Genomic DNA, 23,248 nt, shown 5'->3' with positions numbered 1-23,248 from the left:
GCGGTATGAACAGTCGGGCCGGGAAGGTGCTGGCCGTCGTGGTGGGCGTCCTCGTGCTGCTGGCCGTCGTGGCCGGGGTCGTCTCGGCGACCCGCGACCGGGCCGACCTGCCGCCGGGCTCCCCCGAGGCGGTGGTGCAGGACTACGTCGCGGCCGTGTACGACGGTGACGTGGACGCGGCCGCCGCCCACCTCGCCGCCGACTCCGGGTGCACCGTCGAGGACCTGGAGCAGGCCTTCGCCGAGCCTGCCAACCGGGTCGTGCTGCGGGACAGCAGGACCGACGGCGACCGTGCCACGGTCCGCCTCGACTTCGTCCGCGGCGGTGACGGTCCCTTCCAGGGTGAGTGGACCCAGGAGGAGACCTTCCGCCTGGCCCGGTCCGACGGCTCCGTCGACTGGGCCATCACCGGAGCACCCTGGCCCATGTACGGCTGCGGCGAGGGGTGGCGTCCATGATCGTCGGCCTGCTCCTCCCGCTGGCCCTTGTCGCAGCGGTCGTGGGCGTGGTCGTGCTCGTCCGCCGCCGTCACGAGGCCGACCCGCACGCCGCGCCCGGCAGCTCCGGCCAGTCGGTGCGCCGCTTCTTCCAGTACCTCCTGCTGCTCGGCCTGCTGGTCGCCGCGGCCTCGGGGGTCACCGGCCTGCTCGGCCGCGGCCTGGACCGTCTCGTCGGCGGGGACGTCGTGGCGCGGGACGAGAGCACCCTCGCGCTCCAGCTCACCTTCACCCTCATCGCCCTGCCGCTGTGGCTCGGTCTGGCGTGGTGGACGTGGCGGCGGGCGGCCGCCGACCGGCGCGAGCTCGCCTCGCTGGGCTGGGCGGCCTACCTGACCCTGGCCGGCCTCGTCGCGCTGGTCACCGCCGTCGTGGGCTGGACCCAGACCCTCTGGGCGCTGACGGGCGTCCGGGAGCTCACCGGGAGCCCCGTCGCCCTGGCCGTCGTCTGGACGGTGGTGTGGGGCGGGCACCTGTGGTGGGGCCGCCAGGGCACGCCGCGGGAGCATCTGCGGCTGCGGGACCTGCTGTCCGCCCTCGTCGGCCTGGCGGTGGCCACCTACGGGCTGGCCGCGCTGGTCGGGGCCTCCTTCCGGCTGCTGACCGGGCTGCAGGGCGAGTCGATCGTCGGCAGCGACGCCGATCCCCTGCTGCGCGCCGGCGCCCTGCTGCTCGTGGGGGCGGCGGCCTGGACCGTCCACTGGCTCCTCGACCTCGTCCGGGGGCCGCGCACGACCGGGTGGCTGACGCTGGTCCTGCTCGCGGGCGTCGGCGGTGGCCTGCTGCTGGCGGTGACCTCGCTCAGCGTCGTGCTGCACCAGGTGCTCGTCTGGCTGGTGGGCGACCCCCGCACGAGCGAGGCGACCGAGCACTTCGCCGCCGCCCCCGCCACCTTCGGCGCGGCCGTCGCGGGGCTGGTGGTCTGGTGGTACCACCAGGCCGTCCTGGAGGCCGGGCGTGCGGGCGAACGCACCGAGGTCCGGCGCGTCTACGAGTACCTCATGTCCGCCGTCGGCCTGCTCGCCGCCGCCGGCGGCCTGGTCATGGTGCTCGTCACGGTCGTCGAGGCGATCGCCGCGGGTGGTGACCTGGTCGTCGAGGGCAGCGCGGTCAACACCCTGCTGGCTGCCCTGGTGCTGCTGGCGGTGGGGATCCCGCTGTGGCTGTGGCACTGGCGGCTCGCGCAGGGCGCCCGGGGAGCCGACCCGGCCGGTGAGCTGCGGTCGGTGACCCGCCGCACCTACCTGCTCGTGCTCTTCGGCGTCATGGGGATCGCCGCCGTGGTCTCGCTCCTCGTGCTGGTCTACCTCGTGCTGACCGACGTGCTGGCGGGCGAGGCGGGCGTGGAGACGCTGCGCCGCATCCGCTTCCCGCTGGGGATCCTGCTCACCACCTCGCTGCTGTCGGCCTACCACTGGACGATCTTCCGGGCCGACCGCGAGGAGTCCGAGCAGATCACGGTCCACCCCGCCACCTCGCCCGCGCGCCGCCGTGTCCTGCTCGTCGGTGCGCTGTCCCGCTCCGAGCTGGCCGCCGTGGGCGGTCGGACGGGGAGCGAGCTGCAGCAGTGGGCACCGCTGGACGGGTCCGCCGGCCCGTCCGCCGCCGAGGTCGTCGCGGCGCTGGAGGCCCTCCCCGCCCCGACCACGGGGGCCGGGGGTGGCGACGGTCAGGTGCTCGTGCTGCGGGTCGACGGGGGCGTGCACGCGATCCCCGTCGCCGTCCCAGGCACCCCGTCCGGCCGTCCGACGCCCTGAGCCGACGCCGGCCCTCCCCGGGCGAGGCCTGATGCGTGGGGCAGGATGTCCGCGTGGTGCGCATCGAGCAGACGTCCCTGGGCGAGACGATCGTCCTGGACCGCCCCGAGCGCCGCAACGCGCTGACCCTGCCGATGTGGCGCGCGCTCGGCTCGCTCCTGCGGTCGGCCGACGAGCGGGGCCGTGCGGGTGCATCGCCGCCCGGGGCTGGTGCGCCGTCCGAGGGCGAGCCGCTCTACGTGGTCGGAGCGGGCGGCTACTTCTGCTCCGGGGCCGACCTGGGAGCGCTGCGCTGGGCTCGGGAGTCGCCGGAGCATGCTGACGACTTCGTCTCCGGGGTGGTGGAGTGCCTTCTGTCGCTGCACACCACCGGTCGGGAGGTCGTGGCCGTCGTGGAGGGTGGCGCGCGGGCGGCGGGGTGGAGATCATGCTCGCCTGCGACCGCCGGGTCGCGATCGGCGCCCCGTCGCTCGTCTTCCCCTTCGGCACCCACGGGATGACCCTGGACGACCTCACCCGCTGGCGGCTGCACCAGCTGGTGGGTGCCGACGAGGCGGAACGGCTCGTCGACGGCCGTCATGTCGTCGCGTGCGAGGAGGCGCTGGCGCTGGGCCTTCTCGACGGCCGGTACGACACCCTGGAGGACCTGGCCGCCGCGGAGGCCGCACGACGGCGAGACGCGGGTGGCCCCGGCGTGGCTGCCGAGGGTGAGAGCTACCTGCGGCCGGGCGAGACACCGGAGCAGGCCGTGCGCCGCGCCGCGGCGCCGATGCGCGGAGCCTTCCCACCGCATACCGGCTCGTGACCTGGGCGGCCGAGGCGGCGCTGGCCGCCCTTCCCCTCCTCGTCGTCTCCGTCCTGCTCGCGCTCCGGGTGCCGGCGCTGCGGGCGGCGACGGCGGGGATCGTCCTCGCCGGCCTGCTCGTCCTCACGGTCCTCGACGAGCGCGCCGAGGAGGTGCTGCCCGGGCTGGTCGCGTGGCTGCCCACCGCGGTCGAGGTCCTCGTCATCATCGTGGCGGGGATCGCCCTGGCCCGGGTGCTGGGGGTCTCCGGCGCCCAGGACGTCCTGGCGGGATGGCTGGGCCGGCTCACCGGAGGCCCCGTCGCCACGGCCCTGCTGGTCGTGCACGGGGTCACGCCGTTCGCGGAGTCGGTCACCGGCTTCGGGGTCGGGGTCCTGGTCGGCGTCCCCCTGCTGGCCGCCGCCGGCTTCAGCGCGCACCGGTCCGCGGTGCTCGGGCTGCTGGGGCTGTGCGCCGTCCCGTGGGGGGCGTTGGGCCCCGGGACCATCGTGGCCGGCCGGCTCGTCGGGGAGAGCGCGGACGCGATGGGGCTCGCGACCGCGTGGCCCAACCTGGTGGTGACCGTCGGGGTGGGCGTCGCCGCGGTGCTGATGGTCCCCGGTGGCCGAACCCCCGGGGCGGTCCTTGCGGGCGTCGCCTCCGGGCTCGTCCTGGGCGCGGGCATCCTCGGCTCCAGCGTCCTGGTCGGTATGGCGCCCTCCGGCGCCCTCGGCGGGTTGCTGGCGGTCCTGGCCCACCTCGCCTGGCGCCGCGCCCACGGCACCACGGTGACCCTGCCGCGCGAGGTCCGTCGAGCCCTCGTGCCCTACACCGTGCTGCTGGTCGGGATCCTGCTGAGCACGGTGGCGGTCTCCGTCCTCGACCTCTCCGGGGCCGGGGCCGTCCTCGCCTCCCCCGCCGTCTGGCTCGTCGTCGCCGGGGTGGTGGCCGTGCGCCGGCTCGACGTCGACGGGGCGGCGGCGCGGGGGCTGGTCCACGAGGTCGCGCACCTGGGCCGGCAGACGGCCCTGCCGACCGCGGCCTTCCTCCTGCTCGGGGTCCTCATGGTCCTGGGGGGCCTGACCGAGCCGCTGGGCCGGGCCGTCGAGGCCACCGGGTCGCTGGGCCTGTTCCTCGGGCCTGCCGTGGGCGCCTTCGGCGGCTTCCTCACCGGGTCCGGTGCGGGCGCGAACGCCATGTTCGCCGCGGCCCAGGGGGCGGTGGCCGAGGGTCTGGGCGTGTCCGTGGTGGCGTTCGTCGGGGTCCAGAACGCCGCGGCCGGACTGCTGACCATGGCCTCCCCGGCCAGGGTGCTCCTGGCCGTGCGCAGCGTGCCCGCCGGTACCGGGGGTGTTGCGGGGGTCGGGGCGGGCGCCGGGGCGGACCCGCCCCTGTCGCTGCATCGCGTGACCCGCTCCGTGCTCGCGGTCGACCTGGTCCTGGTGCTCGCCCTCGGCGTGTGGAACGTCCTGCTCCTCTGACCTCGTCGGTGCCGTGGACCGTGGCGCCGGGGCCCGTCGCGCTGGGGTCTGTGACGCCGGAGGCATTCGGGGGCGTGGGTCAGGAGTGCGGGCCCTCGGGGTCGGCCAGCAGCCGCGCCTTGGCCAGGGCGAACTCCTCGTCGGTGAGGGCGCCCCGCCCGTGCAGGTCGGCCAGCGCGGTGAGGTGCACCACGAGCGGGTGACCGGACGGTGGGCGTGGCATGCCGAGGACCGTGCGGGGCTCGTCGACGACCTCCGCGCCCGACGCCGTCGCCGACCCCGGCACCGGGATCGGCGGGGCCGTGCCGTCGGCCCGCGCGGCGAGCACCTCCTCCAGCCGGAGGAAGGTCGAGTCGTCGTAGTTGAGCATGCCCAGTCCCACGGCTCCCCCGCTCGTCGTCGCGGTGACCTCACCGGTGCTGAACGCCCTCTTGCGTTCGATCCTGACGTCCGTCACGTCCGCCCGCAGCAGCTCGTCGACGATCGTCATACCCTCAGCCGACTCCCCCAGCGTGAGCAGTCGCAGGTCGGTCACCACCAGCACGGAGACCGCCCGGCGGAACCGGGCGACCGAGAACATGCCCAGCACGATCTCGGAGGGGCGCAAGGTCACCATCAGCCGCTGCCGCACCATCGGCAGCAGCCGGTCGGGGAGCCGGGGGTCGAGGTGGACCTCCCGCTCGCTCTCCATGGCCCCACCCTTCTTCGTCCGACCGCCATCACCCCGGGTGCGCGTCCTGTCGACGGTTCCCGCAGCCCGCGGTGGCAGGGTAGCGCAGCCCCCCTCCTAGACTCGGCCCATGTCCGCGCTGCGCACGCTCGCCCGTCTTGCTCTCGGAACAGCCATGGTCGGAGCGGGGGTGCTGCACCTCACCAGTCAGCGCGAGGAGTTCCAGGCGCAGGTGCCCGAGTGGTTCCCGCTGGACGAGGACCTGACGGTCGTGGGCTCAGGGGTCGTGGAGATCGCGCTGGGGGCCTCCTTCATCGCCCTCCCGCGGCACAAGAGGCTTCTCGGCGGTCTGCTGGCTGCCTTTTTCGTCGTCATCTTCCCCGGGAACGTCGCGCAGTACGTCGAGGGGACCGACGCCTTCGGGCTGGACACCGACCGCAAGCGGCTGGTGCGGCTCTTCTTCCAGCCGCTGCTGGTGGTGTGGGCGCTCTACGGCGGTGGCTGGTGGCGCCGGGGCAGCCGGGCGTCCTAGCGCTCGGCTTCGTCAGCGTCGGCGTCGGCGTCGGCGTCGGCGTCGGCGTCGGCGTCGGCGTCCGGACCGTCCAGCTGATCCAGCCGGGCGAGCGCGTCCTCCCACCGGGCGCGTCGCTGCGCCCCGGTCTGCTCCCACCACGGTGTGCCGCGCTCCCCCAGCCCGTGCTTGGCCAGGTCCACCCGGCGCCGGGCGGGCGCCGGATCCTGACCCGCGGCCTTGTGCGCCCTCACCGCCGAACGGCCCCGACCCAGGTGCGACAGCAGCCGGCGCGCCACCTCGGCCGGGAGGGCCGGGTCCTGACGACGCCAGCGTCGCCCGTCGACGACCAGCCAGCGCTCGTCGTCGCTCTCCTGCGTCCGTTCCTGCAGCCGGTCCTGTGTCCGGTCCGACGGCTGCTCCGGCGACCCATCCCGCTGCGGACCGCTCACCGGGCCTCGCCCCGCAGCCAGGCCTCGACCTCCGCCTCCAGCTCGCGGCCGGGCGTCCCCCACGAACGCGGCCCGGACGCTGTTGCGCGCCAGGGTGGCGACCTCCTCGGTGCTCAGCCCGAGGGCGGACGTGAGCTCGCGGTAGACGTCGTCGACGTACCCGCCGAAGTAGGCGGGGTCGTCGCTGTTGACCGTCACCACCACTCCGCGCGACAGCAGCTCGCGCACCGGGTAGCGCTCCAGCGAGTCGATCACCTGCAGGCGCACGTTGGACAGCGGGCACATCGTCAGCGGGATCCCCTCGGCCGCGAGACGCTCCACGACCGCGTCGTCCTCGAGCGCGCGGATCCCGTGGTCGACCCGCTCCACCCCGAGCACGTCGAGCACCTCGGTGACGTTGGCGGCCGGTCCCTCCTCCCCGGCGTGGGCGACCCGGTGCAGCCCGTGCGCCGCGGCCAGCTCGAAGGCCTCCCGGAAGGGCGCGGCGGACCCGGTCTCGGCCGAGCACAGGCCCACCCCCAGCAGCGGCACCCCCGTGGCCAGGGCCTCGCGCAGCGCTGCCGTGGCCTGCTCCCCCGGCAGGTGCCGCAGGAAGGTGAGGATCAGCCCGGTGGTGACGCCATACTCCTCCTGCCCCGCCGACAGCGCCTCGCTCACCCCGCCCAGCACCACCGGGGCCGGCACCCCCCGACCGGTGTGCGCCTGCAGGTCGAGGAAGACCTCGGCGTGGCGCACGCCGCCGCGTGCGGCCCGCGCGAGGTAGGCGCGGGTGAGGTCGGCGAAGTCCTGCTCGGTCCGCAGCACCGCCATGTTGGCGTAGTAGAGGTCCAGGAAGTGCTGCAGCCCGGTGAAGTCGTAGCGGGAGCGGAGGTCCTCGAGGTCGGCGTAGGGCAGCCGGACCCCGTTGCGCTCGGCCAGGGTGTAGATCAGCCCGGGCTCGAGCGTGCCCTCGAGGTGGACGTGGAGCTCTGCGGTGGGGATCGCCATACGCCATCGTCGCAGACCGGAGGCTACGGTGGGCCCATGACTCTCCCCCGGCCCGACGTCGACCCGGACGGACTGCTCGAGTACTCCGTCGTCTTCACCGACCTGTCGCTGAACCACATGTCACGGCGCTTCGTCGGCGTGATGCAGCAGCTGCACGAGGTGCTCACCACCACCTACGCCGCCGACACCCTCGCGGTCGTGCCCGGCGGCGGGACCTTCGGTATGGAGTCCGTGGCCCGGCAGCTGGTCACCGGCAGGCGGGCCCTGGTCGTGCGCAATGGCTTCTTCTCCTACCGGTGGTCCCAGATCTTCGAGACCGGGGCGATCACCGATGACGTCACGGTGCTCACCGCCCGCCCTACGAACGACGAGCACCCCTCCCCCTGGGCACCCGCCCCCGTCGAGGAGGTCGTCGCCGCCATCGCCGAGCAGCGGCCCGAGGTCGTCCTCGCCGCCCACGTGGAGACCGCCGCGGGGATCCTCCTGCCCGACGACTACCTGCGGCAGGTCGCCGCGGCCACCAGGGAGGTCGGTGGCCTCTTCGTCCTGGACTGCATCGCCTCCGGGGCCGTCTGGGTGGACATGCGCGACCTCGGTGTCGACGTGCTCATCACGGCCCCGCAGAAGGGGTGGAGCGGCAGCCCCGGTGCGGCCTACGTGCTGCTCGACGACCGGGCCCGCGCCGCGGTCCAGGACAGCACGACCACCAGCTTCTCCATGGACCTCAAGAAGTGGATGGGCATCACCGAGGGCTACGTCGCCGGCAAGCACGCCTACCACACGACGATGCCGACCGACACGCTCGCGGGCAACCTCGAGGTCATGCTCGAGGCGACGGGGCGGGGGCTGCCGCAGCTGCGCGAGGCGCAGTTCGCGCTCGGCGACAAGGTGCGCGCATTGCTGGCCGAGCGCGGCTTCACCTCGGTCTCCGCGCCGGGGTATGCCGCACCCACGGTCGTCGTCGTGCACACCGACGACCCGGGTCTGGCCTCCGGGGCGAAGTTCGTCGAGGCGGGGCTCCAGGTCGCCGGCGGGGTGCCGCTCATGTGCGGCGAGCCGGAGGACTGGCGCACCTTCCGCCTGGGCCTGTTCGGCCTGGACAAGCTCGGCGACGTGGACGGCACCGTCGAGCGCCTCACGCAGGGGTTGGACCGCGCGCTGGCGTCCTAGGTCCTGGGGCCGGACGTGGCAGGATCGGGAGATGCACGCCCCGCCCCTCGCCCGGACCAGGCTCTTCCGGGCCCTGCTCGACTTCGACGAGGCCCGGGCCTGGCAGCTGCTGGAGCAGCATCGGGAGCACGCGGGGCTCTCCTCGCTCGTCGGTGACCTCGTGCTGCCCGTCATGCGGGAGATCGGCGCCGGCTGGGAGTGCGGCGAGGTAACCGTCGCCCAGGAGCACCTCGCCACCCAGATGGTCCGCTCCTACCTCGACTCGCTGCGTCGGCCCCCGGCGACCAGCGGCCCCCAGGCCTGGCTCGCCTGCCCTCCGCGCGAGCTGCACGACCTGCCGCTGCTGGCCCTGGGGCTGCTGCTGTGGGACCAGGGGTGGCAGATCCGCTTCTTCGGCGCCAACACCCCCCTGCACGACCTGTTGCGCGCCGTGCGGGTCAGCCGTCCGGAGCTGGTCGTGGTCTCCGGTGACGACCCCCGCCGGATGCGTGCGTCCGCGGTGCCCCTGGACCTCATCGCCGCCGAGACCACGCTGGTGCTCGGCGGGCGCGCCGGCGCTGCCGCGGGACCCGAGCTGGCCGGCCGGGTGCTGCCGCCGGACGTGGTCCTCGCCGCCGAGGAGCTGCGGGGCGTGCTGACCCGGGCCCGGGCCCTGGCTGGCTGAGCCGCCTCATACCTGCTCGGGCCCCTCGGGGGGCCGTCTGAGGAGCGCCTGCGGGTCGTCCATCATCTGCTGCAGGACCTCGGAGGAGCGCACCAGGTAGAAGCCGTCGGTCACCCGCTCGTCCACCGTGTAGACGACGTCGACACGGCGGCGGACCGTGATCTCGCCGGAGTCGTCGACCACGGGTTGCGGTCGGATGGTGCCGACCGCACAGAAGACGCTGGTCGTGCCGTGCTGGTAGAGGTGATGGAAGGGAGCCTCGGCGCCGAGCGACCCCAGGTTGACCAGGTAGGCGCTCGCGTAGACGGGGATGGCCTCCTGCAGGAAGCGCGGCAGGAGGTTGACGCCGTCCAGCGCCCAGACGACCCTGGCCACCCCGGCGAGCACGGGCGCGGGGAGCCGGCCGAGCGTGGCGACCAGGTGGTCGCTGGCGCTGTCGTCGCTGTTCCGGGCGCGCCCCAGCTCGCGCTCGACGATCCCCCGCACCTCGTCGACCGTCTCGGTCCCTGAGAAGACGATGCTGCTCTGCACCTCCTGCGCCTCGTCGGTCAGGGCCTGCTTGACGGTGAAGGAGAAGGTGATGTCGTGGTGCTCGTAGGTGCGCCCGCCGCTGACGAACCGGTTGAGCTCCGGCCGCACCCGGTAGAGACGGGCGAAGGCGGTGAGGAAGACGTGGAAGAACCGGATCCGCTCCGCCTCCGGCCGGCCCCCGTTGATCCGGTCCAGCCAGTCCATGAGGTGCTCGACGTCCAGATGCTGGGCGTAGTAGATCGTGCCCTCGAGACGGGTCCGCATCAGGGCCGGCATGACCGAGCGCAGCGCAGGGAGGTCCTGCACCAGCCGACCGTCCCGACGACCACGGGCCAGCCTGCGTCCGGTCCAGTACATCCGGCCTCCTTGCCGCCTCACCCCGGAGTGTCCACCCGGGTCATGCCCCGGGTGGCGACAGCCTACGACCGGCCGACCCCGGGGACCCGGATCATGACCCGGTGCGCCGGGACAACGGTCGCAGCACCGTCCAGGAACGCCAGGCGGACACGGTGACGTAGGACAGCAGCATCCCCCCGACGATGTCGATGGAGTAGTGGCCGCGGGCGAGCAGCAGTCCCAGGACCATGAGGACCAGCAGGACCGCCTGGGCGCGCCGCACCCAGGGCCGCTCCGGCGGGCTCAGGAGCAGCAGCAGCGTCATGGCCCCGACGTGACCGGAGGGGAACATGCCGTACTGCTGCGGTTCCATGACGAAGGCCCCGTCCCCGTGCGCCGGCGCCAGCGGCGTCAGCACGGTGAGCACGGCCCGCGCCAGGTACATGAGGGCGAAGACCGCACCGGCGGCGGGCAGCCTGCTGCTCCGCAGGCCGTCGTGGCGGACCAGGTCCACGAGGAAGACCCCGAAGCCGCCGACCAGCGCCACCACGGTCAGCCACCGGGCCGGCGACACGTAGGGCAGGAGCTCGAAGAGGAGGTCGTCCGGGCGTGGCGCGTCGGCGAACTCCCGCACGAGGAGCAGGTTGGCCAGCAGCGTAGCGGTCGCCGCCAGCACCCCGAGCCCGACGGCGATACCCCAGCCCAGGGCGGTGCCTTGAGGTCTCGGGGACGGCATACCCCGCACTGTAGGCCGGTCGGGAGCCGGCGTCCCTCAGCCCGGGCCGGGGAGCCACCGTTCGGTCACGGCGAGCCGGTGCAGCTGATGGCCTCGGGAGGTCTGTGGGTGACGGGTGCCAGACTGCGGAGGATGGTGGGCAAGGGCGATGGCAGTGGTCGTGGGGTTGGCGGCGGTCGTGGCGGCGGCGGAAGCGGTGGTGGGGGTGGCTGCGGTGCAGGGGAGCCCGTGGAGCCGGAGGTGGAGCCCCGACCGAGCATCGGCGAGCTGCGCTCCCGCACCCTGCGCCGGGAGCCCCGGATCGGGACGGGCTGGCCCGTGCTCGACGCGCTCACCGACGGGGTCCCGATGGCTCGCGCCACCATGATCCGGGGCCCGTCGGAGGTGCGCCTGCAGGTGCTGGCCCGGCTGGCGGCGTGGGCGGCGGGTGAGGGGTATCCCACCGTGCTCGCGTCCCGCAGGCGCACCCGCGACGAGCTGTGGCTGGCGGTGGGCGCCGGAGGACTGGGGCTGCCTCCCGGCGCGCTGCTGGAGACCGACACGCACGACGCCTGGGTGGACGCGCGGCTGCGGGTGCTCGACCTGCGGGTCCTCGGGGGCCCGGACGCCCCGGAGCAGCTCGACGCTGCGCTGGGAGTGCGGATGCCCAGTCTGCTCGTGGTGGACGACTTCCCCGACCCGGGGGCCGACTGGCCGACCACCCTCGGCCACCGGGCCGGCCCCCTCGACGGCACCGGCGGGTTCGACCCGATGGAGTGGCCGCGCACCCGAGGCTGCGCGCTCGTGCTGGGCGCTGCGGGCATGGACGAGTTCTCGGACTGGGTCGAGCGCGGCGTCCTCACCCTCCGCCTCGTGCCGGACCCCGACCTGTCCCGCATCACAATCAGCGCCTACGCCGGTCTGCGCAAGGGATCCCGCGTCGTCCTGCTCCGCGACGGCTTCCTCGAGCCCCCACCCCCGGGCGCTCGCCTCGTGCGCCGCCCCGGTGTCGCCAACGTCTGGCAGGACCGCTCGGAGGCGGAGATCCGTTCCTTCGCCACGGCCCTGGGCAGCGAGGTGCTCACCCAGGTCTGGGAGGACGAGGACAGCGCTCCGCCGACCGAGCCCTGAGGAGCCCGGTGCGCGATGCACGGTCGGTGCCGGTGGGGACCCGCCCGTCTCAGCACTCGATGACGTTGACCGCCAGTCCGCCGCGCGAGGTCTCCTTGTACTTCTTCTTCATGTCGGCGCCCGTCTGGCGCATCGTCTCGATGACCGTGTCGAGCGGCACCGCGTGGATGCCGTCGCCATGGCCGGCCAGCCGGGCCGCCGTGACCGCCTTGGCCGCGGCGACGGCGTTGCGCTCGATGCAGGGGATCTGCACCAGACCGCCGACCGGGTCGCAGGTGAGGCCCAGGTTGTGCTCCAGCCCGATCTCCGCGGCGTTCTCCACCTGCTCGGGGGTCAGTCCCATGGCCTCGGCGAGCCCGGCGGCGGCCATCGCGCAGGCCGATCCCACCTCGCCCTGGCAGCCGACCTCCGCGCCGGAGATCGAGGCGTTCTCCTTGATGATGATGCCGACCGCCCCGGCGGCGAGCAGGAAGCGCAGCACGCCCTCCTCGTCGGCCCCGGGGACGTGCGTCACGTAGTGGTGCAGCACCGCGGGGATGATCCCGGCCGCGCCGTTGGTCGGGGCGGTGACGACCCGCCCGCCGGAGGCGTTCTCCTCGTTGACGGCGAGGGCCCACAGGTTGACCCAGTCGATCGGGTGCAGCGGGTCCGCACCCGCTCGGGCCTGCTGCAGCCGGCGGCGCAGCCCGGGGGCACGACGCGGCACCCTCAGGCCACCGGGCAGCACACCGTCGCGCTCCATCCCGTTGCGCACGCACTCCTGCATCGCTTCCCACACCCGCAGCAGCCCGGCGCGCGTCTCCTCCCAGGGGCGAAACGACGCCTCGTTGCGGATGACCACCTCGGAGATCGACAGCCCCTCCCAGCGGCACAGCTCGAGCAGCTCGGCACCGGTCGTGAAGTGCAGCGGCAGGGCGGTGTGGTCGGGCGTAAGCTCGTCGGCCGCGGCCTCGTCCGGGTCCACGACGAAGCCACCGCCGACGCTGTAGTAGGTGCGCAGCCGCAGCCGCTGACCCGCTGCGTCCACTGCCTCGAACGTCATCCCGTTCGGGTGGGCCGGGAGCGACTTGCGCAGGTGCAGCACCAGGTCGTCCGCCCCGAAGACGATCGACCGCACCCCGCCGAGCAGCAGGCGACCCTCGGTGCGGATGCGTTCCACCCGCTGCGGCACGGTCGCGGTGTCGACGGTCTCGGGGTCCTCCCCCTCCAGCCCCAGCAGGACCGCCTGGTCGGAGTGATGTCCCCGGCCCGTGGCGCCCAGGGACCCGTAGAGGTTGACCAGGACCCGGTCGGTCCGGTCCAGCATCCCCTCACGGACCAGCCCGGCGACGAACCGCCCGGCGGCCCGCATCGGTCCCACCGTGTGGGAGGAGGACGGCCCGATGCCGATCGAGAAGAGGTCGAGGACGCTCAGCGCCACAGGATCACCACATCAGTCGTTGAAGGTGGACGGGGACGTAAGACCCCAGGGTAGGCCCCTCAGCCGGGCACCTCGCCCACCCGGGCCAGGATCTCGTCGGCGACCACCCGCGCCTGCTTCTCCGGCAGCCAGTGCCCCGCGTCGACCTCGACGAACCGGTAGTCCGCCTCGACGAGGCGCCCGGTCCGTTCGGCCCCCGGGCGTCCCAGGAAGGGGTCACGACGGCCCCACACGAACGTCGTGGGCACCCGCACCGGGTCGGCGCTCATCGCCGCACCTCCCCTCCCCTGCCCCGGACCCTCCAGGACGTGCCACCCGCCGCCCCGCAGCTCGTCGACCCCGAAGCCGCTGACCACGGGCAGCTGCGAGCGCATCGCCGCGCGGTACCAGTTCAGCGGCCCACGTGCGTCGACCGCCCGACCCAGGCGCGCGGCATACCGGCGCTCGTGCTCGGCCGGCAGGCCCAGGCGTCGCAGGGTCCCGGCCCGCATCATCCGGGCCAGCATCAGCTCGGGCGTCCACGGCGCCTGGAAGGCGAGCATGTACCAGCTGCGCCGCAGCTGGTCCACGTCGTGACGCATCGCCCACGCCAGCGCTCCGGGGTGCGGGACCGACAGGGCCACCAGACCCAGCACCCGCTCGGGGTGCCGCTGGGCGACCGACCAGGCGACGGCCGCCCCCCAGTCGTGCCCGACCACGACCGCGCGATCCACCCGCGCCGCGTCGAGCAGGGCGATGACGTCCCCGACGAGGTGGTGCATCCCGTAGGCGGCGACGCGGTCCGGCCGGGCGCCCGGGGAGTACCCGCGCTGGTGGGGGGCGAGCGTGCGCACCCCCGCGTCGGACAGGATCGCGGCGACCTCAGCCCAGGCGGTGGCGTCCTGGGGGAAGCCGTGCAGGAGGACGACGACCGGGCCGTCGAGCGGGCCCTCGTCGAGCACCTCGAAGCTCAGCCCCTCGGAGGTGAACGTGCGGATCCGGCTGCTCGTCGTCACATCGCTCTCCTCTACAGGCCCAGGTCCCGGCCGATGAGCTCCTTCATGATCTCGTTGGAACCGGCCCAGATGCGGTGGACGCGGGCGTCGGCCCAGGCCCGCGCGACGCGGTACTCGTTCATGAAGCCGTAGCCCCCGTGCAGCTGCACGCAGGCGTCGAGCACCCGGCCCTGCATGTCGGTCGCCCACCACTTGGCCTTCGCCGCGTCGACCGCGGTCAGCTCCTGCCCGACGTGGGCGGTGATGCACTGGTCCACGAAGGCCTGGGTGACCTCCAGGTCGGTGACCAGCTCGGCGATCCGGAACTTGTTGTGCTGCATCGACCCGATCGCCTGCCCGAAGGCCTCCCGCTCGCGGGCGTAGACGACGGTCTCCTCTAGGACGGCGCGAGTGTTGGCGACCGCGGCGATCGCGGTGCCGAGACGCTCCTGCGGCAGGTGCTCCATCATGGCGATGAAGCCGTAACCCTCCTCCCCCAGCAACGCGTCGGCGGGCAGCCGGACGTCGGAGAGGAAGAGCTCGGCGGTGTCCGCGTCGTGCTGGCCCACCTTGTCCAGCTGCTCCCCCTTCGTGAACCCCGGGGTTCCCGCCGGCACGAGGAACAGGGAGATCCCGCGAGCCCCACGGCCGGGGTTGGTGCGCGCCGCGACCACGGCCAGGTCGCAGGCCCCGCCGTTGGTGATGAAGGTCTTGCCGCCGTTGAGGACCCACTCCCCCGTGGTGTCGTCCCGGACGGCGGTGGTGCGCAGGGCCGCGAGGTCGGACCCCCCGGACGGCTCGGTCATCCCGATCGCCAGGATCGTCTCGCCCGAGGCCACGCCGGGGAGCCACCGCGCCTGCTGCTCCGGGGTCCCGAGGTTGACGAGGTATGGGGCGACGATGTCCGCGTGCAGGAGCAGGTTGGAGCAGACGCCCGCGCTGAAGGCTGCGATCTCCTCCTGGACGACCGTGTTGAAGCGGTAGTCCTCGACCCCCGCTCCGCCGTGCTCCTCGGGGATGCACAGACCCAGCAGCCCCTGGGCGCCGGCCTCCCTCCATACCTCGCGCGGCATCCGGCCCTCGGCGCGCATCTGCGCGCCCCTGGGGGCCAGGGTGCGGTCGACGAACTCCCGCACCGACGCGCGGAAGGTGTCGTGGTCCTCCTGGAAGAGCGTGCGCTGCATACCCCCGAACCTATCGCCCGCGCGCCCGGACCGGGCGATACCGCACGACCGGGGACCGAGGTGGATGATCGTTCGGTGAGCGACGTACTTGACCGGACCACGGGCACGCAGGCCGTCAGCCCCTGGCCGGCCCTGTGGGCCCTGGTCATCGGCTTCTTCATGATCCTCGTCGACTCGACCATCGTCTCCGTCGCCACGCCCTCCCTGATGTCCGCCTTCGGGGCCGACGTCAACGAGGTCCTGTGGGTCACGTCGGCCTACCTGCTGGCGTATGCGGTCCCCCTCCTGGTGCCCAGCATCTCCGCCGGTCACCGGAGGATCTCCCCGACGCCGCTGAGTAGGCACGGGACCGAGGACCTCTGGTCGACGTCCCATCCCTGGTCGACGCGACCGGGTCCGACCCCTACTCGACGCGCACGACGGCCGAGTGGTCGAGGTCGCCACCATCCTGGTCCACCAGCCGTGCGTAGAGGTCCCGGACCACGGCCGACACCGGGAGCCGCACGCCGTGATGCTCACCCGTCTCCAGGACGATCTGCTGGTCCTTGAGCTGGTTCCGGCTCGCCCCGCCTCCGTCGAAGTCCCCGGTGAGGTAGCGCTCCCCCTTCTGCCGCAACGCCTCCGACCCGGCCAGGCCACCTCCGAGGACCTCGAGGACGGTCGCCAGGTCCAGCCCCCGCCCGGGCCAGGCGGACCGCCTCGCCCAGCGCGGCGAGGGTGCCTCCGACGACCGCCTGGTTGCAGGCCTTGGTCAGCTGCCCGGTCCCCAACGCCCCCATGTGCCGGATCGTCGTGCCCATCGCCGCGAGCACCGGCCGGAGCCTCGCGACGTCGGTCTCCTCCCCACCCACCATGATCGACAGCCGGCGCTCCCGCGCACCGATCGGGCCGCCGCTCACCGGTGCGTCGACGACGTGGATGCCGTCGTCGGCCAGCTCCTCGGCGAGCTCGACCAGGGACACCGGGCTCACCGTGCCCATGACGACGAGGAGCGGGTCGACGCCCGCGTCCCGACGGGCCCATCCCGCCCGGAGCCCGTCCGGACCGTCCAGCTGCTCGCGCACCTGCGGGAGGTCGGGCAGCATCGTGACCACGGTCGCCGCCGCGTGGGCCACCTCCCGGGGTGTCGCCGCCGACCGGACTTCCGCTGCCACCGCCGCCAGCTCCTCCGCCCTGGCCGGGGTGCGGTTCCAAGCCGTGACCGTGAAGCCCGCGTCCGCCAGGGCATGGGCCATCGGCAGGCCCATATGCCCGAGACCCAGGAAACCCACCGGGCCCGGGTCGCCATCGACGCCGGCCGTCTGACGGTCCGTTCTCAAGGTCGGCCCGTTCCGCACGCGGTCACGGCAGATCGCTTCCCCCGCGCTCACGATCACGCCGGCGCCGCGCCTTCTCGACGGCCCGTTTGGTCGCGATCCACCGCAGCAGCAGGAAGACGGGGACCGCCACGGCGATCATGATGAGGATCGGCCAGACGTTGTCCACGAGGGGCCTTTCAGGGTCGGGGGTCGGAGAGCGAACGACACCGGGGGGCGCGTCCGCGGCGTTGCGTGCGGCGGTGGCGCGGAGGTGCGTAGTTGCAGGGGTGCAGACGAGCAGTCAGCCTGCGCGGGGGCGGGCGTGCGGAGATCCCATGCTAGTGGGGCGCAGCGCGGCATGCCTGTGACCCGGCCCGAGTCGGGCCGGGTGCGGGCAGGGTCATCTCAGATGCCAGGTGACGCCACGGTCCGTGACCGTCGCTGTCAGCTCCCGCTCGTGCACCCAGGTGTGGTGCCGTGGACAGAGGAGGGCGTAGTTCGACAGGTCGGAGCGGCCCCCGCGGGACCACGGCACCACGTGGTGCGCGTCGCACCACGTGGCCGGCACGGTGCACCCAGGGATGGTGCAGGTCTGGTCACGCAGGGCCAGTCGGACCCTCTGCCCAGGCGTGACCAACCGCTTGGCCCGTCCCTGGTCGACGATCTCCCCGTCGGTCCCGAGCACGACGGGGATGATGTCCGCGTCGCACGCCATGCGGCGGATGGTCGCTGCGGTCACGGACGCCCCGTCCAGGGTGGCTCCGCAGCCGGGAAGGTCCCCACCGGCCCCGCCGCTCAGCAGGCGCTGGAGCACCTCCAGGTCGATCGAGACCACGACGGTCGCCTTCGAGGTGGTGGGCTGCCCCTTCGTGCCCGCCACCCCGCGCCGCAGCACCGTCAGGAACGCGTCGTAGCGCCGCTGCCCGGGCGTGCGACGGTCGACCTCACCCGTCGCCTCCTGCTCGCGCCGGTCGCCGGCCGCGACAGCGGGGACATGAGGATGGCCCGCACCGTCTCGTAGTCCTCGTCGGACCCGAGGGTGAGGATGAGCCTTCGCAGGTCCCCACCGGCGAGGGACGACTCGTAGAGGTTGCGGGCCTCGTGCCGTCTCTTCTCCCGCTCGTCCCGCTCCTTCTCCGGGAGCACCTCCCGGAGGAGCTTGTCGATGATCTTCCCGATGTCGGTGTCGTCGAACAGGGGCTGACACCCCGCCTGGGCCAGGAGACCCACCGCCCCGTCGTAATCCTCCGGCCCGAGCACCCCGCGCACCCGCGTCAGGGCGCGGTGGATCCGGGCCGCGCGCTCCAGCAGCATCCCGCCGAAAGCACGGCGGCCACCAGCGGTGCGTGCACGTCCTCGGTGCTCGCGGTGGCCAGCCGGCAGGTGTCGTGCAGTGCAGACCCGGTCAGGTCCGGGCACCGCAGCGCCATCCAGTCGGTGAGGCGGTGGCCCGTCTGCAGGTGCAGGCCCCGCTCCGCCACCTCGCAGGCCAGTCGCAGCCGCTCCCTCGCGACCGCCTGGCCAGCCGACCGACTCTCTCCAGGGAGTCCTCCACCTCGAGGTCCTGCAGGCGCACCGCATCGGTGCTGGCGAGCTCGGCGAAGGCCATCCCCCGGGACGCCATCCGCAGCCCCGTCGACAGCACCTCCCCGGGCATCTTGTCGGCCGGCAGAGGGGCACCGGCGAGCACGTCCGCGGCAGTCATCCGCTTCACGTCCCCGCCCCAGGCCCCCTGCTTCATGGGAACAAATGTACGAGCGACCACCGACAAGCCCGCTGACCTGCAGCGAAGCTCCCAGGGCCCTCCGGCCCCGCTCCTGCATCAGCCCCGTCAGCCCTCGCCCCGCTCATGCATCAGCTGAGCGAGCGCCGCGCGGCCGGCCTCGCGGTCGGGGAGCACCCCCGCATCCTCCGCCTGGGCGATCAACCGGTAGACGAGCCGGTGTAGGGCGTCGCCACCCCGTGCTGCTCGGCGACCTCGATGACCCGGCCGGGGATGTAGTCCTTCTCGCAGGGGACCCCCTTCTGCATGTCCTGCAGCATGCTGGCGGTGCCGGCCCGCATGGTGCCGACGTAGTCGACGAACTTGGCCATCCGTTCCTCCACCGTCACGCCGCCGTCGCTGCGCAGTTGCTCGACCGGCCACCCCTCCCAGTCCGCCACGGCGATCCCGTGCGCCTGCCCGGCCCGCACCGTCTCGTCCATGAGGTGCACCGCGGCCCGCAGGGAGACCGGGTCGTCGATCACCTCCCCGAAGGTGACGCCAAGCGCCGCCGACAGCCCGCTGAAGGTGGCGTTGGTGAGCAGCTTGGACCACTTGGTGCCGGTGATGTTGTCCGACACCGTGCAGTGACCGACGGCCGAGAGGATCTCGGCCACCTCACGCACGCGGTCGGTGCTGCTCCCGTCCAGCTCCCCGACGTCGAAGGCGTGGGAGCGGACGTAGTCGAGCGAGTGGGCCAGCATGGACACCCCCGGCTCCTGCCAGATCGCGGCGAACATGATGTTGCCGGCCAGGGTGCGCTCCCGCCCCACGATCTCGGCGACCTTGTCCTCGGGGGTTCCGTTCTGGAGCGTCAGGACGACCCCGTCGTCGGCGAGCAGGGGCAAGAAGGGCTCCAAAGCGGGCTCGGTGAAGACCTGCTTGGTGATGAGGATGACGAGGTCGAACCTGCCCTCGGCCTCGCCGGGCAGCTTGGCCGTGACCGGCACGACCTCCTCGAGGGTGCCGGTGATCCGGGCCCCGTGCTCCTGCAGCGCCCGCACGTTGGGCTCATTGGCGTCGAAGAGCGTGACGTCGCGCCCCTGCTGCGTGATAAGGGCCCCGGTGATGATCCCGATCGATCCGGCCCCGACCAGGGCGATCCTGTCCATCGTCATGTCGTCGTCCTCTCCGTCGCGAGCTGCCGGCGCAGCTCACGCTTGAGCACCTTGCCATAGGTGCTGAGCGGGAGCTCGGGCAGCACGACGACCTCCTTGGGCTTCTTGTATGCGGCCATCCGGGCCCCGCAGAAGTCGCGCAGCTCCTGCGGGTCGAAGGAGACAAGGTCGTGGGGCACGACGACGGCGGTCACGCGCTCGCCCCAGTCCGGGTCGGGCAGGCCGACGACCGCCACCTCACGGACGGCGGGGTGGGTGAGGATGACGTCCTCGACCTCCTTGGCGTAGACGTTGGACCCGCCGCTGATGATGAGGTCCTTCATCCGGTCCGTGACGTGCAGGTAGCCCTGGGAGAAGAAGCCGACGTCCCCGGTGTGCAACCACCCTCCGCGCAGCGCGTGGGCGGTCTCCTCCGGCCGCCGCCAGTAGCCGGGCACGACCGCCGGCCCCTGGACGCAGATCTCGCCCGCCGTCCCGTCGGGGCACTCCTGGTCGTGCTCGTCCACGACCCGGACGCGCATCCCGGTGCGGACGATGCCGGCCGAGGCCAGCAGGGACGGGTCGGTGTCGGGGTGGTGGTCCTCGTGCGGCAGGTAGGTGGCCGTCATCGGGGTCTCCCCCTGGCCGTAGAGCTGTACGAGCCTGCTGCCGAGCAGCTCGACCGCCTCCCGCAGCGCCTCCTGGTGGTAGGGCGCGCCCCCGTAAAGCAGCGAGTGCAGCCGGGACAGGTCGCGGGGGCGCACCTGCTGCTCGCGGACCAGCCGGCTCACCTGGGTCGGGACCATCCAGGTGTTCGTCACGCCCTCCCTCTCGATGAGGTCGAGGGTGGCCGCCGCGTCCAGGCTCGGCTCCGGGGTCATCACCTGGGTGCAGGCGTGGGAGGTGGCGGCCAGCATGTGGAACCCGGCGCCGTGCGTGAGGGGTGCCGCGTGCAGCGTCACGTCGGTGCGACGCAGCGGCATGATGTCCGCGACCCACCCGAGCGCGACGAAACCCAGGATGCCGTGGGTGATCATCGCCCCCTTCGGACGACCCGTGGTGCCGGAGGTGTAAAAGAGCCAGGCCAGCTCGTCCGCGGTCACGTCGGCGACGGGCGTGGAGTCGTCGGGGTGAGCGCCGATCAGCTCGTCGTAGGCGTGGCGGACCGGATCCGGAGACGACGTGCGGCCCCTGTCCGGCGAGGGGGTGACGTGGCGAGGCGGGGAGGAGGTGCCGTCCCCCGACGGGAGAGGGTCATCACCGTGGTGCGGCGCGGCGTCGACGGCCACCACGTGGCGCAGGCTCGGCACCTGCCCCGAGGCAGCACCGGCGACCTCGGCGAACTCGGGACCGTGGACGAGGGCGGAGGCCTCGGGGTCAGTCAGGTGGTGGACAACCTCATCGGTGGTGAGCCGCGGGTTGAGCGGCACGACGACCAGACCCGCGTGCCAGCACGCGAAGAAAGTCTCGACCACCTCCGGCCGGTTCCACATCAGGAACCCCACCCGGTCACCCGGCGCCAGCCCGAGGGAGCGGAACGCCGCGGCGAGGGAGCGCACCCGGGCGGCGAGCTCGGCATACGTCTGCTCCGTCGTGCTGTAGCGCGTCGCCACGAGGTCGCCCGCGGAGGCTGCGGTGCTGTGCAGCAGGTGCGCGATGTTCACCTACGCCACCACCCACAGCGGGGCCGGGCCCGGCTGCTCGTCGGCGGGACGCACGGGCGTGCCGATCCGCGGCGCGGTGGCGCCCTCCCCCTCACCGGCGCCGGTCAGCCGCCCCACGCTGCGGCTCGTCGTGCCGTCCGCGGCGGTCTCCTGCACGACGACGACCACGGTATGCGGTGGCGTCCCCGGCCCCGGCACCCGGATCACGGTGGCGGCGGCGACCGTCCAGCTCGAGGTGCTCACGAGGTGGCCTCCAGGATCGTGACGGTGGCGGTGGCGCCGGCACCGCCGAGGTTGTGCGCCAGCCCGATCCGGGCGTCGGGTGCCTGGTTGGTGGATCGCCCGCGCAGCTGCTGCACGATCTCGTGCACCTGCGCGAGCCCCGTGGCTCCGACGGGGTGCCCGCGGGAGAGCAGGCCCCCGGAGGGGTTCAGCAACGGACCGGCGCCCCCGTGGGTGTACCGGCCCTCCCCCATCTCGCGCAGCGCCTTGCCGGCCTCGGTCAGCCCGAGGTCCTCGGCGTCGATGACCTGGGCCACCGAAGAAGCAGTCGTGCAGCTCCACCACGTCGACGTCCCCCGGGGTGAGACCGGCGACCTCGAAGGCCCGGCGGGCCGCGGCCCGGGTGGCGCTGAAGGTCGTGAGGTCCGGGATCTGGGCGATCGACGGCGGCCCGTAGGCCTGGGCCGCGGCGCGGATGACGACGGGCGGCTGCGACCCCCCGGTCGGGCCCGCCGCGACGACGGCGGCCGCCGCCCCGTCGGAGATCGGCGAGCAGTCGAAGAGCCGCAACGGGTCGGCGATGAGGCGGGAGGACAGCACGGTCTGCGCGTCGACGGCCTTTCCGAACATGGCCAGCGGGTTGTGCACGCCGTGCGCCCTGTTCATGACGGGCACGGCCGCGAGGTCGTCGCGTGCGTAGCCGAAGGTGTCGAGGTAGGCGTCGGCGGCGAGCGCGAAGAGCCCGGGGAAGGTGAGGCCGCTGGCACCGTCGGTCCCCTGCACCATCGCCTCCGCCAGGCCCCCGGTGGTCTCGGCCACCGGCACCCCCGTGAGGTGCTCGGCCCCCAGCGCCAGGGCGACCCGCGCCTCACCCGCCCGGACCGCCAGGGAGGCGCTGCGCAGGGCGATGCCCGCGGACGCGCACGCCCCCTCGACCGTGGCGACCGGCACGGGAGGCAGGCCCAGCCGCTGGGCGACGATGGACGCGAGCACCCCCTGGTGCAGGAGGGACTGCCCCAGGAAGTTGCCCAGGTAGAGGCAGTCGATGTCCTCCGGACCCACGCCCGCGTCGGTCATCGCCTCCTGGGCCGCCTCGACCGCCAGGTCGACGACGTCCGCCTCCTCGTGCCGTCCGAACCGGGTCATCCCGGTGCCCGTGATGCAGGTCTGCATCGGTCCTCCTTCGCCTGGCCTGACGGTCGCGTCGGCGACCCAGGACCACCGTAGGTCCGGCTGGTGACGGGGTCCACGGAGCGGGCGCCATCCTCCCCCCCCAGATCTTGGAGGGATCTACAACAGCCGGTCGTCGGGGAGGGTGACGTCGGCGAGCTCCACCGCCCAGAGCACACCGACCAGGTCGTCCGGGTCGCAACCCGTGAGGTCGGTGTAGCGCGCCAGTCGGTAGCGCAGGGTGTTGACGTGGACCGGCAGGGCGCCGGCGCCGCCCGCGGGATGCTGCGACCGTGCCGGAGCCAGGCCCGCAGGGCCACCATGATGTCGTCCCCGAAGGCCCCCTGCTCCCGGACCGGGTCGAGGAACCGCGCGCGGTAGGCCTCCAGGACGTCCCCCCGGTGGACGGCCGCGATGCGCCAGCCCAGGGACGCCACGAGGCACTCGTTGTCGTCCAGCACCACGAGCGCGCCGGCAGCCTCCCCGCCCCCGGTGCGCTCCAGGTGCGAGCGGAGCTGCTCCCCGCTCGCACCGGACGGCACGCGGCAGCGGACGACGGCATACTCCCGCTCCGGGTCCAGCCCGTAGGCGGCCGGGTCCTCGGGCAGGCGTCCGCGCAGCAGGTCTCGCACCACCGCAGCCCGCCGGCTGGCGTCGGCGAGCGCCGCCTCGACCTGCAGGGCCTGGTAGGCCGTCACGGCCCGGCTGGTGAAGGCGTCCCCCACCTCCCACAGGATGCGGGAGCCGGCGATGACCTCGCGCACCGGCGCG

General features: G+C 73.6%; 25 protein-coding genes and 1 pseudogene. 9 read left to right on the top strand and 17 right to left on the bottom strand.

The window, feature by feature from the left end:
• Positions 1 to 5 precede the first annotated feature (5 nt).
• From E3Z34_RS07590 to E3Z34_RS07570, 5 genes are read left to right on the top strand one after another with little or no spacing between them, the layout of a single operon-like run.
• Positions 6 to 458 (top strand): hypothetical protein, encoded by a 453-nt coding sequence (locus E3Z34_RS07590; RefSeq protein ID WP_134773117.1) that lies wholly within the window; start codon positions 6 to 8, stop codon positions 456 to 458.
• Positions 455 to 2,254, top strand: coding sequence for a DUF5671 domain-containing protein (locus E3Z34_RS07585; RefSeq protein WP_134773116.1), 1,800 nt, complete (start codon positions 455 to 457; stop codon positions 2,252 to 2,254). The genes E3Z34_RS07590 and E3Z34_RS07585 overlap by 4 nt, the downstream gene beginning before the upstream one ends.
• Before the next feature lie 53 nt (positions 2,255 to 2,307).
• On the top strand, positions 2,308 to 2,754 hold the full coding sequence (locus E3Z34_RS07580; protein ID WP_134773115.1) for an enoyl-CoA hydratase/isomerase family protein: 447 nt from the start codon (positions 2,308 to 2,310) through the stop codon (positions 2,752 to 2,754).
• The gene (locus E3Z34_RS07575) at positions 2,682 to 3,059 is read left to right on the top strand and encodes a Clp protease/crotonase-like domain-containing protein (protein ID WP_134773114.1); all 378 of its coding nucleotides are present in this window, start codon (positions 2,682 to 2,684) and stop codon (positions 3,057 to 3,059) included. Before E3Z34_RS07580 ends, E3Z34_RS07575 begins: the two co-directional genes overlap by 73 nt.
• Complete coding sequence (locus E3Z34_RS07570) at positions 3,056 to 4,519, top strand: L-lactate permease (RefSeq protein WP_134773113.1); 1,464 nt, start codon at positions 3,056 to 3,058, stop codon at positions 4,517 to 4,519. The genes E3Z34_RS07575 and E3Z34_RS07570 overlap by 4 nt, the downstream gene beginning before the upstream one ends.
• Positions 4,520 to 4,598: 79 nt before the next feature.
• Here the strand turns inward: E3Z34_RS07570 and E3Z34_RS07565 are convergent, their stop codons facing one another.
• Positions 4,599 to 5,210, bottom strand: a complete 612-nt coding sequence (locus E3Z34_RS07565) for an SHOCT domain-containing protein (protein ID WP_134773112.1) — start codon at positions 5,208 to 5,210, stop codon at positions 4,599 to 4,601.
• Between the two features lie 109 nt (positions 5,211 to 5,319).
• Here E3Z34_RS07565 and E3Z34_RS07560 point away from each other — a divergent pair, with 109 nt between their 5' ends.
• Positions 5,320 to 5,721 (top strand): DoxX family protein, encoded by a 402-nt coding sequence (locus E3Z34_RS07560; RefSeq protein WP_134773111.1) that lies wholly within the window; start codon positions 5,320 to 5,322, stop codon positions 5,719 to 5,721.
• Here the strand turns inward: E3Z34_RS07560 and add are convergent.
• Complete coding sequence (add, locus tag E3Z34_RS07555) at positions 5,718 to 7,139, bottom strand: adenosine deaminase (RefSeq protein WP_134773110.1); 1,422 nt, start codon at positions 7,137 to 7,139, stop codon at positions 5,718 to 5,720. The two genes, E3Z34_RS07560 and add, sit on opposite strands and share 4 nt — an antisense overlap.
• A 36-nt stretch (positions 7,140 to 7,175) precedes the next feature.
• Between add and E3Z34_RS07550 the strand changes: the two genes are divergently transcribed.
• Both E3Z34_RS07550 and E3Z34_RS07545 read left to right on the top strand, forming a co-directional pair.
• A complete protein-coding gene (locus E3Z34_RS07550; protein ID WP_134773109.1) occupies positions 7,176 to 8,309 on the top strand; it encodes a pyridoxal-phosphate-dependent aminotransferase family protein in 1,134 nt (377 codons plus the stop codon).
• A 31-nt stretch (positions 8,310 to 8,340) separates the two neighbouring features.
• A complete protein-coding gene (locus E3Z34_RS07545) occupies positions 8,341 to 8,973 on the top strand; it encodes a cobalamin B12-binding domain-containing protein (RefSeq protein WP_134773108.1) in 633 nt (210 codons plus the stop codon).
• Between the two features lie 6 nt (positions 8,974 to 8,979).
• Here the strand turns inward: E3Z34_RS07545 and E3Z34_RS07540 are convergent, their stop codons facing one another.
• Both E3Z34_RS07540 and E3Z34_RS07535 read right to left on the bottom strand, forming a co-directional pair.
• Positions 8,980 to 9,861, bottom strand: a complete 882-nt coding sequence (locus tag E3Z34_RS07540) for a 2-oxo acid dehydrogenase subunit E2 (protein ID WP_134773107.1) — start codon at positions 9,859 to 9,861, stop codon at positions 8,980 to 8,982.
• Between the two features lie 91 nt (positions 9,862 to 9,952).
• Entirely contained in the window at positions 9,953 to 10,576 is a 624-nt protein-coding gene (locus E3Z34_RS07535; protein ID WP_134773106.1) for a phosphatase PAP2 family protein, read from the bottom strand.
• A gap of 240 nt (positions 10,577 to 10,816) precedes the next feature.
• On the opposite strand from E3Z34_RS07535, the gene E3Z34_RS07530 reads away from it, so the two are divergent.
• Positions 10,817 to 11,686, top strand: coding sequence for a hypothetical protein (locus E3Z34_RS07530; RefSeq protein WP_134773105.1), 870 nt, complete (start codon positions 10,817 to 10,819; stop codon positions 11,684 to 11,686).
• Positions 11,687 to 11,735: 49 nt separating this feature from the next.
• Here the strand turns inward: E3Z34_RS07530 and E3Z34_RS07525 are convergent, their stop codons facing one another.
• From E3Z34_RS07525 to E3Z34_RS20180, 13 genes and pseudogenes are all read right to left on the bottom strand, one after another.
• On the bottom strand, positions 11,736 to 13,106 hold the full coding sequence (locus E3Z34_RS07525) for an L-serine ammonia-lyase (RefSeq protein WP_134773104.1): 1,371 nt from the start codon (positions 13,104 to 13,106) through the stop codon (positions 11,736 to 11,738).
• Between the two features lie 59 nt (positions 13,107 to 13,165).
• Positions 13,166 to 14,101, bottom strand: a complete 936-nt coding sequence (locus E3Z34_RS07520) for an alpha/beta fold hydrolase (RefSeq protein WP_238695406.1) — start codon at positions 14,099 to 14,101, stop codon at positions 13,166 to 13,168.
• An 11-nt stretch (positions 14,102 to 14,112) separates the two neighbouring features.
• Complete coding sequence (locus E3Z34_RS07515; protein WP_134773103.1) at positions 14,113 to 15,264, bottom strand: acyl-CoA dehydrogenase family protein; 1,152 nt, start codon at positions 15,262 to 15,264, stop codon at positions 14,113 to 14,115.
• 403 nt (positions 15,265 to 15,667) lie between these two features.
• On the bottom strand, positions 15,668 to 15,880 hold the full coding sequence (locus tag E3Z34_RS18210; RefSeq protein WP_202977053.1) for an NAD-binding protein: 213 nt from the start codon (positions 15,878 to 15,880) through the stop codon (positions 15,668 to 15,670).
• Positions 15,780 to 16,499 (bottom strand): NAD(P)-dependent oxidoreductase, encoded by a 720-nt coding sequence (locus tag E3Z34_RS07505; RefSeq protein WP_202977052.1) that lies wholly within the window; start codon positions 16,497 to 16,499, stop codon positions 15,780 to 15,782. The genes E3Z34_RS18210 and E3Z34_RS07505 overlap by 101 nt, the downstream gene beginning before the upstream one ends.
• 106 nt (positions 16,500 to 16,605) lie before the next feature.
• Positions 16,606 to 16,749 (bottom strand): hypothetical protein, encoded by a 144-nt coding sequence (locus E3Z34_RS17665; RefSeq protein WP_158288638.1) that lies wholly within the window; start codon positions 16,747 to 16,749, stop codon positions 16,606 to 16,608.
• Between the two features lie 213 nt (positions 16,750 to 16,962).
• On the bottom strand, positions 16,963 to 17,769 hold the full coding sequence (locus E3Z34_RS20195; protein WP_202977051.1) for an HNH endonuclease signature motif containing protein: 807 nt from the start codon (positions 17,767 to 17,769) through the stop codon (positions 16,963 to 16,965).
• Between the two features lie 198 nt (positions 17,770 to 17,967).
• Entirely contained in the window at positions 17,968 to 18,303 is a 336-nt protein-coding gene (locus tag E3Z34_RS07495) for a hypothetical protein (protein ID WP_134773101.1), read from the bottom strand.
• A gap of 182 nt (positions 18,304 to 18,485) precedes the next feature.
• The gene (locus E3Z34_RS07490) at positions 18,486 to 19,442 is read right to left on the bottom strand and encodes a ketopantoate reductase family protein (protein WP_134773100.1); all 957 of its coding nucleotides are present in this window, start codon (positions 19,440 to 19,442) and stop codon (positions 18,486 to 18,488) included.
• Positions 19,439 to 21,085, bottom strand: coding sequence for an AMP-binding protein (locus E3Z34_RS07485; RefSeq protein ID WP_134773099.1), 1,647 nt, complete (start codon positions 21,083 to 21,085; stop codon positions 19,439 to 19,441). Before E3Z34_RS07485 ends, E3Z34_RS07490 begins: the two co-directional genes overlap by 4 nt.
• A gap of 239 nt (positions 21,086 to 21,324) precedes the next feature.
• Positions 21,325 to 21,624: a thiolase C-terminal domain-containing protein gene (locus tag E3Z34_RS20190; RefSeq protein WP_420818991.1), complete on the bottom strand. Its 300-nt coding sequence runs from the start codon at positions 21,622 to 21,624 to the stop codon at positions 21,325 to 21,327.
• Between the two features lie 70 nt (positions 21,625 to 21,694).
• A pseudogene (locus tag E3Z34_RS20185) lies at positions 21,695 to 22,453 on the bottom strand (thiolase family protein); the annotation flags it as partial.
• Between the two features lie 144 nt (positions 22,454 to 22,597).
• Positions 22,598 to 22,921, bottom strand: coding sequence for a helix-turn-helix domain-containing protein (locus tag E3Z34_RS20180; protein ID WP_158288637.1), 324 nt, complete (start codon positions 22,919 to 22,921; stop codon positions 22,598 to 22,600).
• Positions 22,922 to 23,248: the final 327 nt, after the last annotated feature.

Source organism: Ornithinimicrobium flavum, assembly GCF_004526345.1.
GTDB classification, from domain to species: Bacteria; Actinomycetota; Actinomycetes; order Actinomycetales; family Dermatophilaceae; genus Ornithinicoccus; species Ornithinicoccus flavus.
Note: the sequence above shows the minus strand (reverse complement) of the source record. Positions and strands in the feature narration are given on the sequence as shown.

Bases quoted from the DNA above. Each gene is read 5' to 3' on its own strand.
- E3Z34_RS07560 (WP_134773111.1), top strand. From the start codon at position 5,320: ATGTCCGCGCTGCGCACGCTCGCCCGTCTTGCTCTCGGAACAGCCATG.
- E3Z34_RS07565 (WP_134773112.1), bottom strand. From the start codon at position 5,210: ATGGAGAGCGAGCGGGAGGTCCACCTCGACCCCCGGCTCCCCGACCGG.
- add (WP_134773110.1), bottom strand. From the start codon at position 7,139: ATGGCGATCCCCACCGCAGAGCTCCACGTCCACCTCGAGGGCACGCTC.
- E3Z34_RS07550 (WP_134773109.1), top strand. From the start codon at position 7,176: ATGACTCTCCCCCGGCCCGACGTCGACCCGGACGGACTGCTCGAGTAC.
- E3Z34_RS07505 (WP_202977052.1), bottom strand. From the start codon at position 16,499: ATGGCCCATGCCCTGGCGGACGCGGGCTTCACGGTCACGGCTTGGAAC.
- E3Z34_RS07490 (WP_134773100.1), bottom strand. From the start codon at position 19,442: ATGACGATGGACAGGATCGCCCTGGTCGGGGCCGGATCGATCGGGATC.
- E3Z34_RS07585 (WP_134773116.1), top strand. From the start codon at position 455: ATGATCGTCGGCCTGCTCCTCCCGCTGGCCCTTGTCGCAGCGGTCGTG.
- E3Z34_RS07540 (WP_134773107.1), bottom strand. From the start codon at position 9,861: ATGTACTGGACCGGACGCAGGCTGGCCCGTGGTCGTCGGGACGGTCGG.
- E3Z34_RS07515 (WP_134773103.1), bottom strand. From the start codon at position 15,264: ATGCAGCGCACGCTCTTCCAGGAGGACCACGACACCTTCCGCGCGTCG.
- E3Z34_RS07590 (WP_134773117.1), top strand. From the start codon at position 6: ATGAACAGTCGGGCCGGGAAGGTGCTGGCCGTCGTGGTGGGCGTCCTC.
- E3Z34_RS07575 (WP_134773114.1), top strand. From the start codon at position 2,682: ATGCTCGCCTGCGACCGCCGGGTCGCGATCGGCGCCCCGTCGCTCGTC.
- E3Z34_RS07545 (WP_134773108.1), top strand. From the start codon at position 8,341: ATGCACGCCCCGCCCCTCGCCCGGACCAGGCTCTTCCGGGCCCTGCTC.
- E3Z34_RS07535 (WP_134773106.1), bottom strand. From the start codon at position 10,576: ATGCCGTCCCCGAGACCTCAAGGCACCGCCCTGGGCTGGGGTATCGCC.
- E3Z34_RS07495 (WP_134773101.1), bottom strand. From the start codon at position 18,303: ATGAAGCAGGGGGCCTGGGGCGGGGACGTGAAGCGGATGACTGCCGCG.